This is a genomic window from Streptomyces scabichelini, assembly GCF_011045015.1.
GTDB lineage: Bacteria > Actinomycetota > Actinomycetes > Streptomycetales > Streptomycetaceae > Streptomyces > Streptomyces scabichelini.
Genome location: NZ_JAAKZY010000300.1, coordinates 1 through 11,113, shown reverse-complemented (window position 1 = coordinate 11,113; position 11,113 = coordinate 1). Strand labels below are relative to the sequence as shown.

General features: G+C 68.9%; 11 protein-coding genes. 8 read left to right on the top strand and 3 right to left on the bottom strand.

Going from position 1 to position 11,113, the window contains the following annotated elements:
- Positions 1–66 precede the first annotated feature (66 nt).
- The 3 genes from G5C60_RS46670 to G5C60_RS46660 all read right to left on the bottom strand — a co-directional run bounded on the left by G5C60_RS46670 (position 67) and on the right by G5C60_RS46660 (position 3,309).
- Entirely contained in the window at positions 67–966 is a 900-nt protein-coding gene (locus G5C60_RS46670; protein WP_165269688.1) for an ABC transporter permease subunit, read from the bottom strand.
- A 4-nt stretch (positions 967–970) separates the two neighbouring features.
- The gene (locus G5C60_RS46665; RefSeq protein WP_165269692.1) at positions 971–1,786 is read right to left on the bottom strand and encodes a carbohydrate ABC transporter permease; all 816 of its coding nucleotides are present in this window, start codon (positions 1,784–1,786) and stop codon (positions 971–973) included.
- Positions 1,787–1,899: 113 nt separating this feature from the next.
- On the bottom strand, positions 1,900–3,309 hold the full coding sequence (locus G5C60_RS46660) for an ABC transporter substrate-binding protein (protein ID WP_165269686.1): 1,410 nt from the start codon (positions 3,307–3,309) through the stop codon (positions 1,900–1,902).
- A 105-nt stretch (positions 3,310–3,414) separates the two neighbouring features.
- On the opposite strand from G5C60_RS46660, the gene G5C60_RS46655 reads away from it, so the two are divergent.
- From G5C60_RS46655 to G5C60_RS46620, 8 genes are all read left to right on the top strand, one after another.
- Complete coding sequence (locus G5C60_RS46655) at positions 3,415–4,443, top strand: LacI family DNA-binding transcriptional regulator (RefSeq protein ID WP_165269684.1); 1,029 nt, start codon at positions 3,415–3,417, stop codon at positions 4,441–4,443.
- Positions 4,444–4,651: 208 nt separating this feature from the next.
- Positions 4,652–5,707 carry an LCP family glycopolymer transferase gene (locus G5C60_RS46650; RefSeq protein ID WP_165269682.1) on the top strand — a complete coding sequence of 352 codons (1,056 nt, stop codon included), beginning with the start codon at positions 4,652–4,654 and terminating at the stop codon, positions 5,705–5,707.
- A gap of 36 nt (positions 5,708–5,743) precedes the next feature.
- A complete protein-coding gene (locus tag G5C60_RS46645; RefSeq protein WP_165269680.1) occupies positions 5,744–6,292 on the top strand; it encodes a YciI family protein in 549 nt (182 codons plus the stop codon).
- Positions 6,293–6,420: 128 nt separating this feature from the next.
- Positions 6,421–6,999, top strand: a complete 579-nt coding sequence (locus tag G5C60_RS46640; protein WP_165269678.1) for an IS607 family transposase — start codon at positions 6,421–6,423, stop codon at positions 6,997–6,999.
- Positions 6,996–8,456, top strand: coding sequence for an IS607 family element RNA-guided endonuclease TnpB (tnpB, locus tag G5C60_RS46635; RefSeq protein WP_165269676.1), 1,461 nt, complete (start codon positions 6,996–6,998; stop codon positions 8,454–8,456). Before G5C60_RS46640 ends, tnpB begins: the two co-directional genes overlap by 4 nt.
- Positions 8,457–8,537: 81 nt before the next feature.
- Complete coding sequence (locus G5C60_RS46630) at positions 8,538–9,128, top strand: Uma2 family endonuclease (RefSeq protein ID WP_165269674.1); 591 nt, start codon at positions 8,538–8,540, stop codon at positions 9,126–9,128.
- Positions 9,129–9,295: 167 nt separating this feature from the next.
- Positions 9,296–9,652, top strand: a complete 357-nt coding sequence (locus G5C60_RS46625; RefSeq protein ID WP_165269672.1) for a YciI family protein — start codon at positions 9,296–9,298, stop codon at positions 9,650–9,652.
- 169 nt (positions 9,653–9,821) lie between these two features.
- On the top strand, positions 9,822–11,078 hold the full coding sequence (locus tag G5C60_RS46620; RefSeq protein ID WP_165269690.1) for a sigma-70 family RNA polymerase sigma factor: 1,257 nt from the start codon (positions 9,822–9,824) through the stop codon (positions 11,076–11,078).
- The last annotated feature ends 35 nt before the right edge of the window (positions 11,079–11,113 follow it).

Sequence of the window (11,113 nt, the reverse complement as noted above, 5' to 3'; positions counted from 1 at the left end):
GTGGCGGGCAGGGCGGGCTCACGCCAGGGGGTGGTGCTCATGAAACTCCCGTCAGAGTAAGTGAGTTCACTTTCCGCCTACGCCCATCAGGCCGCCCACGAGAGCACGGCGGGCCACCAGATAGACGGCGAAGATCGGGACGCCGGAGAGGACGACCGAGGCGAGCAGGGCGGGGATGTTGACGCCGAACTGGCTGACGTAGTTGAAGAGTCCGAGCGTGAGGACCCGTGGTCCGTCGGACTGGGTGAAGATCAGCGGGAAGAGGAAGCCGTTCCAGGCCTGGAGCGCCGCGTAGATCACGACGGTGCTGATGCCGCCCTTGGCCATCGGGATGGCGAGCTGGAACAGCATCCGCTGCGGTGAGGCGCCGTCCAGGGCCATGGCCTCGTACAGGTCCTCCGACACGTCCCGCAGTGTGCCGACGAGGACCAGCACCGAGACCGGCATCGCGAAGGCCGCGGTCGGCAGGATGACCGCCAGCAGGGAGTCGTACAGGTTGAGTTCGGCGATGAGGAGATACAGCGGTACGACGACCGCCTGGGCCGGGATCGCGACGCCGAGGAGGAACAGCCGGAAGGCCATGCCCGACCAGCGGTTCCGGGTGCGTACGGCGACGTAGGCCAGGGGGACCGCGAGGACGAGGACGATGCCCACGACGGCGACGGCGACGATCACCGTGTTGCTGAGCAGATGGCCGAAGCCGGAGTTCAGGACGGTGTTGTAGTTGTCGAGGGTCGGACTGGTGGGCGGCTTCAGGGGATTGCCGGTGAGTGCCTTGTCCTGGCTGGTGAGCGAGGCCGACAGCATCGCGTAGATGGGGATGATGACGACCGCGAGCCAGAGGACCGAGCCGAGACCCGCGAGGGGGTTGGGGCGCTTGGTCCAGTGCAGGCGGCGGCGCCGCGACGGGGACTGCGTCGGTGGCTCCTCGGTCTTCGCGGGACGCGGCAACGTATCGTGTGACACTCCGTCACATCCCTTCGCGGGTACTGCGCATGCCGCCGAAGCCGGTCAGGCGCACCAGAAGCAGGGACAGGCCGGTGGCGGCCAGGACCAGGAAGGACGCGATGGCGCTCGCGTAGCCGAAGTCGTAGCGCTTGAAGCCCGCCTCGTACATCAGGTACGGCAGGATCGCCGTGTCCGTGCCGGGGCCGCCCTTGGTGAGGATCAGCACGGTCTCGAAGTACGTCAGTGAGCCGACGACCATCAGCACGGTGGACGTGGTGATCGTGTGGCGCAGCTGCGGCAGCGTGATCGAGAAGAACTGGCGGTAGCGGCCCGCGCCGTCGATGGCCGCCGCCTGGTAGAGGACTTCGGGTATCTGGCGGGCCCCGCCCTGGTAGATCAGCGTGTGGAACGGGATGAACTGCCAGCCGCCGACGAACACGATCGCGAGGAACGCTCCGCTGGACGAGCCCAGCGTGTCCTTCTGGATGATGCCGAAGTTCGGGTCGAGCAACGCGTAGAAGAGCAGCGCGATCGCCGTCGAGGACAGCAGGAACGGGACGAAGAAGATCGCCGACAGGACCGCCCGGTTGCGCTGCCGTCCCGCGGCCCAGACGCCGAGCAGCAGGGCCACGACCGTCTGGAAGGCCCAGCTGACGGCCGTCAGCAGCACGGTAAGCCACAGGGACTGGGCGAAACGCGGGTCGTCGAACAGCTTCCGCCAGTTGTCGAGGCCGACCGGCTGCGGATCGCCGAGGCCGTCCCAGGTGGTGAACGAGAGATAGAACGCCACGCCCATCGGGACGATGGCGAAGAACGCGAAGAACAGCACCCCGGGCAGGGCCCAGGCGGCGTGCGGACGGCCCGCGTGCGCCTTGCCTGCCTTCGCTTTCGCCGACGGGCGCTTCGTCGGCGGGCGTTTCGTCGGAACGGTGGCGCTCGCTTTCGTGGCGCTCACTTCAACTCCTTGCAGGCCGCCACGAACTGGCTCGGCGACGACTTGCCGAGGAACAGCTTGCTGATCTCCGTGTGCATGGGCGTGGCGAGTTCGTCACCGAGCGCCTGGTCCCAGGAGAGCGTGAAGGCGGGCGCCTGCTCGACCATGTCGTACTGGAACTTCGCGTACTCGGGATTCGGGGCCGAGGCGAGGAGCTTCGCCGCGTTGGAGGTCGTCGGTACGTCTCCGTTGGCGACGAGAGCCTTCGCGTACGCCTCCGACGCGGCGTCCTTCAGGAAGGCGACGGCGGCGTCCTGGTTCTTCGTACGGGCGTTGATCGACCAGTAGTTGGTGGGGTTGCCGACGACGTTGCGGACGTCGCCGGTGCCGCCCTCGACCGTGGGGAAGGCGGCCCAGCCCAGGTTCTTCTTGGCGAAGTCCGGGAACTTGCCGAGCTGCGTCGAGTACTCCCACGAGCCCATCAGGTGCATGGCCGCCTTGCCCTTGGCGAAGGCCGCGGGCGCGCCGCCGTTGACGTACGACACGGAGTTGAAGCCGGAGCCGAAGGCGCCGTCGTCGACCAGCTCCTTCACCAGCTCGGCGGCCTTCACCATGGCCGGATCGCCCCAGCCCTCCGAGTCGCCGTCCTGGATCCGCTTGAAGACCTCGGGGCCGCCGATGCGGTCGACCAGGTACTCCAGCCACATCAGCTCGGGCCACATGTCGGCGCCGCCGAGCGCGAACGGGGTGATCTTCGCCGCCTTCAGCTTGGCGTTGATGTCCAGCAACTGGTCCCAGGTCTTCGGTGGTTGGAGCTTGTGCTCGGCGAAGACCGACTTGTTGTAGAAGAGGATCACGGGCTGCATGCCGCGCATCGGGATGCCGTAATGACGTCCGTCGAGGTCGCCCGCCGCGAGCACCGAGGGCAGGAAGCCGCCCTTGAGGACCGGGTCGGCCTCGATGATGTCGGTCAGATCGACGAGCTGCTTCGACTCCTGGTACGCCTTGATCGAGCCGCCGCCCCAGTTGAAGAAGACGTCCGGCTGCCCGGGCGAGCCCATGGCCGTACGCAGCTTGGGGGAGTAGTCGGAGCCGGGCACCTTGGTCAGCTTGACCTTGCCCTTGGTCTTCTTGGCGGCAGGCGACGCGTTGAACCGCTTGACCGACGCCACCTGCACCTTCACCGCGTCGTCCCCGTACACGAAGGCGGTGATCTCGCCGCTGCTGCCGCCGGAACCGTCGCCGGAGCCGCAGGCGGCCAGTCCGGTGGTGAGCAGGGTGGTGGCGCCGGCGCCGAGCACCCAGCGCCTGCTGAAGGACCGGCTGCCGGCGGCCTGGCCCGGCGGCCTGTCGCCGCCGCGCGGCCTGCCGCCCGACTGCCCGTCGCCGGCCGGCCCGCCGTTGGACAGCCCGCTGATCGACTCCATGACTGCACCTCTCACGAATGTTTCGGGTGTTACTTCGAATGTTCCGGGAACGTATGGCCGTCAATGGGCTTCGTCAAGAGGGTGCGCAGGGATACGATCGCGCTCATGACTCACCCGAATCCCGCCGTAGCCCGCTCCGCGACGCTCGCCGAGATCGCCCGCGAGGCGGGAGTCTCGGCTCCGACTGTTTCGAAGGTGCTCAACGGCCGTGCCGATGTGGCCCCGGCGACCCGGACCCGTGTCGAGGAGCTGCTGCGCCACCACGGCTATCGGCGCCGCCGGGCCGAGGCCTCCCGTTCGCCCCTGATCGACCTGGTCTTCCACGAGCTGGAGAGCGCCTGGGCGATGGAGGTCATCCGGGGCGTCGAAAATGTCGCGCGGGACGAGGGACTGAGCGTGGTGCTCTCCGAGAGCGCGGGCCGGCTCACCCCCGGGCGCACCTGGGCCGACCAGGTCGCGGCCCGTCGGCCGCATGGCGTCGTGCTCGTCCTGAGCGGGCTCGACGAGTCCCAGCGGGCGCTGCTGACCAGCCGTTCCATCCCCTTCGTGGTGATGGACCCGGCGGGCGATCCCGGCGACGACGTGCCGTCCGTCGGCGCCACCAACTGGCAGGGCGGGCTTGCCGCCACCCGCCATCTCGTGGACCTCGGCCACCACCGGATCGGGGTGATCAGTGGACCCTCGCGGATGATGTGCAGCCGGGCGCGGCTCGACGGCTACCGGGCCGCGCTCGAAACGGCCGGACTGCCGGTCGATCCGTCCCTCATCCGGACGGGCGACTTCCACCACGAGGCCGGTTACCGCGCCGGGCTCGAACTGCTGAAGCTGCCCGACCGCCCCACGGCGGTCTTCGCGGGCAACGACCTCCAGGCCCTCGGCCTGTACGAGGCGGCCCGTGAGCTGGGGCTTCGGGTACCCGAGGACCTCAGCATCGTCGGCTTCGACGACCTGCCGGTGGCCCGCTGGGTGGGCCCTCCGCTGACCACCGTCCGCCAGCCGCTCATGGAGATGGCCGAGGCGGCGGCCCGGCTCGTCCTCGACCTGGGACGCGGGGAGCGGCCGTCGACGGCGACGCGGGTGGAGCTGGCGACGAGTCTGGTGGTGCGGAGCAGTACGGGGATGCCTTCGGCGTAACTGTCCGGAGAGTGTGTCGAAGTCTGCCGGAGTCGGCCGGAGGACCGTCGGGGATCTGTCGGAGGTCCGACGGAGGTCCGTCGGAGGTCGCACCGAAACTTTCGGAGCGGCCGGAGAAATCTTGGGAAACTAAACGGAATGTGAGAGTTTCCTCAGAAAAGACCGCCAGAGATCCCGCTCGTAACAATTCGGACTTACGTTCCTCAGTGTGGGCGGAGAAGACGAACAAGGGGAACAACGAGTCGGCCGGCGGCGGTCACGCCTGCTCAAGGCCGCCGGTATCGCGCTCGGTTGCGTTCTCGTCGTCTCGGTCGCCGCGGCGGCGTTGGCGTACTGGCAGCTGAACCGCAACATCGAGAGCGTCGACATCGACAGCGCCCTGGGCGACAACCGTCCCGCCCGCGGGACGGTGACACCGGATTCGGCCGGGTCCGCCTCCGCCACCCCGCTGCCCAGCGGCGCGCTGAACATCCTGGTCCTCGGCTCGGACTCGCGCAGCGGCAAACGCAACGCCTCGCTCGGCGGTGGCGGCGAGGGCTCCGGCGCCCGCTCCGACACGGCGATGGTCGTCCACATAGACGAGGGCCGTACGGGCGCGACGATCGTGAGCATCCCGCGCGACACGCTCGTCACGCGCCCGGCGTGCCCGCGGGAGTCCGGCGGTTCGACGCCGGTGGCGTACAACGCGATGTTCAACAGCGCGTACTCCGTGGGCGGTCCGGTCTGCGCGGTGAAGACGGTGGAGTCCATGACGAACGTCCGCATGGACCACTACATAGAGATCGACTTCGCCGGCTTCGCGGACCTGGTGGACGCGCTGGGCGGCGTCACGGTGACCACGGACGAGGACATCGTCGACGAGAAGAGCCACCTGGACCTGAAGGCCGGCACCCACCACTTGGACGGCAAGGACGCCCTGGCCCTCGCCCGCACCCGCCACGGCATAGGCGACGGCAGCGACCTGGGCCGCATAGGCCTCCAACAGACCCTGGTGAAAGCCCTGTTGGACCAGATCTCCGCCACCGACCTCCTCACCAACCCGGCCAAGCTCTACAACGTCGCCGACACCCTCACAGGCAGCCTCACCACGGACACGGACCTGAATTCGCTGACCGAGCTGATGAGCCTGGGCCAGAGCCTGAGCGGCTTGTCCTCGACCGACACGAGAACGGTGACGATGCCGGTGGTACCGGCTCCGTTCGACCGCAACCGGGTGGTGGCGGAGGAGCCGGAGGCGGGGGAGTTGTGGGAGTCGTTGCGGTGAAGCACTCCTGGCGGGCGCCCCTGAGAGTCTGTGGCCATGGAGTTCTTCTGCTATCACCGTGATCGGCCCGGCTCCGTGGCGCTGCGCAACGAGCTGCTGGAAGACCACTGGTCCTACATGGACGCGTACGCGACGCAGCTGATCGCCCGCGGCCCGACCTTCGTCGCCGACGGCGAAACGCCCACCGGCAGCGTGCACATCGTCGACCTGTCGAATCCCGCTGCCGCTCGCACGTTCGCCTTCGACGAGCCCAACTACCAGGCGGGCGCCTACCGGGACGTGCTGCTGCGCCGGTGGCGCAACATGCTGGGCCGCACCATGTGGGACTTCCCCGGCGACCTGACCGGCGGCAACCGCTACCTGGTGCTCGGCCTCGGCTCGGGCCAGCCCGCCGACCTCGTACTCCCGCCCGATCAGGACGATTTGATCGCGTACGGGCCCCTGCTGTCCGACGACGGCGCCACCTGGCTGGGTACGGCGGCGCTGGTCCGAGCCCCGGATCCGGAGACGGCACGCGCCGTCCTGACCCCGGACCGGTATGCCGATATCGAGGTCCACGACTGGGAGTTCGGCGGGCGGCGGTGATGAACCCAAGTCCGTATGACGATCGTGCAGCACAGCCCACCCGAACTTAGGACAGGATGGAAGGATGGAACAGTAGTTCCCATTTCTTTCAGTGGATATCCCGTATTCTCAGTGAATAACCTGACGTCGTGAAGCTTTCCGAGTGGGCGGCACGCAACGGCGTGCACTACCAGACCGCGTGGACCTGGGCGAAAGAGGGCCGTATGCCGGTCCCGGTCGTCCAGACGCCGTCCGGTACATGGCTGGTGACCCAGCCCGCCCCGCAGGCCGCCGGGCGGATCGTGGCGTACTGCCGCGTCTCCTCCGGTGACCAGAAAGCGGACCTGGAAGGGCAGGTCGCCCGTACCGTGCAGGGCGCAACGGCCCAGGGGCTCGCGGTCGTCGGCGTGGTGAGGGAGGTCGGCTCCGGCCTGGACGGGCGCCGCCGCAAGCTGCACACGCTGCTCGCTGATCCGGGTGTAGGGACGATCGTGGTCGAGCACCGAGACCGCCTCGCCCCATTCGGCGTCGAGCACCTGGAAGCCGCTCTGTCCGCCACGGGACGGCGCCTGGTGGTCCTGGACCCGGCGGAGAGCGCCGACGACCTCGTGCGGGACATCACCGAGGTGCTGACCTCGATGTGCGCCCGTCTGTACGGCTGCCGCACCGCGCACGATCGCGCCGCCCGGGCCGTCGCCGTCGCCACCGGGCCGGAGGCGGCCGGGTGAAGAAGTTCACGCCGCGGCCGGGCTTCACCGTCCGCGCCCACAAGCTCGCGCTGGACCCGAATGCCACGGCGACTCGCCACCTGCACTCGCACGCAGGTGCCGCGCGGGCCGCGTACAACTGGGCGGTCGCCCACGTCACCGCCGTGTGGTGGCAGCGCAAGGCCGAGCAGTCCTACGGCATCTGCGAGGACGAGCTGACGCCGTGGCGGTCGTGGTCGTTGCCCTCGCTGCGCAAGGCGTTCAACGAGGCCAAGCGCACCGACCCGCGTTTCGCCGGCTGGTGGCAGGAGAACTCCAAGGAGGCGTACAACACCGGCCTGGCAGGCGCGTCGGCGGCGTTCGACAACTACGCGAAGTCGAAGAACGGCAAGCGCAAGGGCCCAAAGATGGGCATCCCCCGCTTCAAGCAGAAACGGAAGGCGCGCCTGACCTGCAAGTTCACCACCGGCACGATCCGCATCGCACCTGACGGCAGGCACGTCACCCTGCCCAGAATCGGCACCGTCCGCCTCCACGAGAACCGAGCTGACCTGCGAGCCCTCGTCGACGCGGGACACCTGCGGATCCTGTCCGCGACCGCATGCCTGGGCCGGGGCCGCTGGTTGGTGTCCCTCCAGGTCGAGCAGAAGCATCAGCTGGTGAAGGTGGCCCGTCCGGATGCGGCGGTCGGTATCGACCTCGGTATCAAGACCCTCGCGGTCCTCGCGGACAGCGACGGTGTCCTCGGCGAGGAAGCCAACCCACGCCACCTGGAGGGCGCACAGAAACAGCTGCGCCACGCCAACCGCACGGTGTCCCGCCGTCACGGCCCCGACCGGCGCACCGGACAGCAGCCCTCCAGGCGCTGGGAGAAGGCCAACGCCCAGCGAAACAAGATCCATCACCGGGTTGCGAACCTCCGCGAGGACACCCTGCACAAGATGACGACCCGCCTCGCCGACACCTACGGCACGATCGTCGTCGAAGACCTCAACGTCGCCGCAATGGGCCGCAACCGAAGCCTGTCCCGCCGGATCGCAGATGCCGCGCTCGGCGAGATCCGACGCCAGCTCACCTACAAAACCCGTCGGCACGGCACACGCCTCGTCGTGGCCTCCCGCTGGTTCCCCTCCTCGAAGACCTGCTCGCGCTGCGGTGTGGTGAAAGCCAAACTGCCCCTCAGTACCCGGGTCTTCGAGTGCGACAACTGCGGCCTCGTCCTGGACCGGGACGCGAACGCGGGACACAACCTGGTCGCCCTCGCGGCCCGCACGACAGGTACCGGAGTGGCCGGAGACCTGGACCCCGCCGTCAAGGCGGAGTCGAAGCCCCGTGGAGCCGACCAGAAGACCCGCACCACCCGCCCGCGCCGCAAGGCCGGGACGGGGCGGGCAGGCGGCACAATCCCCAGCCCCCGGGCCGGGAAGGAAACGGGAGACCGTCAACAGGCCACCAGGACGCAACTCGCGCTCTGGTGACACCGTCACGGACCATTCCGGCAGAAACGCCGGGATTGCCGAGATCACTCGATGATCAAAGCAACGGGAGGAGGCGACGCTATGACCCCTGACCCCAGTACTGCCGACCAGCCCCAGATGCTCGTCGAGGACTTCGATGAACTCGCCCGCAACGCGCCCGAGCTTGTGCGATTGGAGTTCATCAACGGAAAGGTCGTGGTCAAGCTCGCGCCGGACGGCAACCACAGCGAGATCATCGTGTGGCTCCAGGAAGTGTGCATGCAGCATCGTCCTGATCTCAGGCTGTACGCAGAGCGGGAACTCAAGATCGAGGAGTACCGCAAGGGGCGCGCCAAGGCCGACGGGGTACTGGCTCCCCGTAGGCACTTCGTCGGGACGGGTGAGTGGGCCGAGCCGGACGGCGTCCTGATGACCGTCGAGGTCACCTCCCGTGACCGGGACACGAACCAGCGCGACCGAATCGACAAGCCGCACGGCTACGCGGCCGCCGGCATCCCCGTCTACCTTCTCGTTGATCGGGATGCGAGCAGCGTCGTCGTGCACGCGGACCCGGACCCGGAAAAGGGGAAGTACGACTCGGTCACCAGCCGGGCCTTCGGCGTCGCCATCGACTTGCCGGACCCCATCGGCTTCACCCTGGAGACCGACGAGCTCAAGGAGTTCGCCGACTGACCACCCGTGTGGCCGATCAACCCCTCCAGCCCCGTACGACCTGCGGAAACGACTCTCGCCGAAGATTCTTGGAAGAAATCCGGTGTGGCTGTCGATCCCGGTGTCTCCCGTTCGACGCATGGGTGAGTGGCGGAGACAAGCCCCGCCGACCGACCCGAGGAGTCACCATGCCCCGCTACCTGTCGATGATCCGGATCGACGAGCAGAACGCGCCCGCCGAGGGCCCCAGCCCCGAGCTCATGGAGCGGATGGGCGAGCTGATCGAGGAGATGACGAAGGCGGGGGTCCTGCTCGACACCGCCGGACTCGTCCCGACCGCGCAAGGGACGCGAGTCCGGTGGGAGGGCGGGGAGCTGTCCCTGACCGACGGGCCCTTCACGGAGGCCAAGGAGGTCATCGGCGGGTACGCGATGCTCCAGGCCAAGGACAAGGCCGAGGCGCTCGAGTGGACGAAGCGGTTCCTGCAGATCCACGAGTCGCACTGGACGGTCACCTGCGAGGTGCGGGAAGTCGTCGAGCCCTGAGCCTTGGTCGTTCGGGCCCGTGGGTGTCTGATGGTGTGGCGTGAGAGCAGAGTCCACAGACCAGCCGACAGACCCCGCGGGCCGCGTCACCGAAAGAGCCACCGAAAGAGCCACCGACAGCACCTCTGAACAGGGCGCCGAGAGCACCTCTGGAGGCGCCAAGAGCACCATCGAGACCGTCTTCCGTATCGAGTCGCCCCGCATCATCGCGCGCGTCGCCCGCATCGTGCGGGACGTCGGCATCGCCGAGGAACTCGCGCAGGACGCGCTGGTCACCGCCCTGGAACAGTGGCCGCGGGACGGCGTCCCGGACAACCCCGGCGCCTGGCTCACGGCCACGGCCAAGCGCCGCGCCATCGATCTCGTACGGCGGCGGGAACGGTACGCCCGCAAGCTGGAGGAGATGGGCCGCGACCTGGAGACCTCCGCGCCGGGCGCCTACGCCTACGGCTACGTCGACGAGCCGTCCGATCCCGACGACATTGATGATGACCTGCTGCGGCTCGTCTTCACCGCCTGCCACCCGGTCCTGTCCGCCGAGGCCCGCATCGCCCTCACCCTGCGCCTGCTCGGTGGCCTGACCACCGCCGAGATCGCCCGCGCCTACCTCGCCCCCGAGGCGACCGTCGCCCAGCGCATCGTGCGCGCCAAGCGGACGCTCGCCGCCAAGGGGGTGGCCATCGAGGTGCCGTACGGGCCGGAGCGCGAAGCCCGGCTGGGATCCGTACTGGAGGTCATCTACTTGATCTTCAACGAGGGGTACGCGGCCACCGCCGGCGACGACTGGCTACGCCCCGCGCTCTGCGAGGACGCGCTCCGGCTCGCCCGCGTACTGGCCGAGTTGATGCCCAAGGAACCCGAAGTGCACGGTCTGGCAGCGCTGTTGGAGCTCCAGGCGTCGCGTGCGGCCGCGCGTACCGGGCCGTCGGGTGAGCCGGTCCTGCTCAAGGACCAGAGTCGGTCCCGCTGGAACCGCATGCTGATCCGCCGCGGTTTCGCCGCCCTCGCACGCGCCGAGGCCGTGTCCATGGGCGGCGGACCGGGGCCGTACGTCCTCCAGGCCGCCATCGCCGCCTGTCACGCCCACGCCTATACGTACGAGGAGACGGACTGGGGCCGGATCGCCACGCTCTACGGACTCCTCGCCGCCCGTACCCCGTCCCCCGTCGTCGAGCTGAACCGCGCGGTCGCCGTCTCGATGGCCGAGGGCCCCGAACCGGCCCTCACCATCGTCGACGCCCTGGCCGCCGGGCCCGCCCTGCGCGACTATCACTTGCTGCCCAGCGTGCGCGGCGATCTGCTGGCGCGGCTTGGCCGTACGGCTGACGCGCGGGCGGAGTTCGAGCGGGCGGCGTCGCTCACCCGCAACGAGCGGGAACGGGCGCTGTTGCTGGCGCGGAGCGCTTCGCTGGAAGAGGGGTCATGAAACTGTGGGTGGGTGGGGGCTGGGCGCGCAGTTCC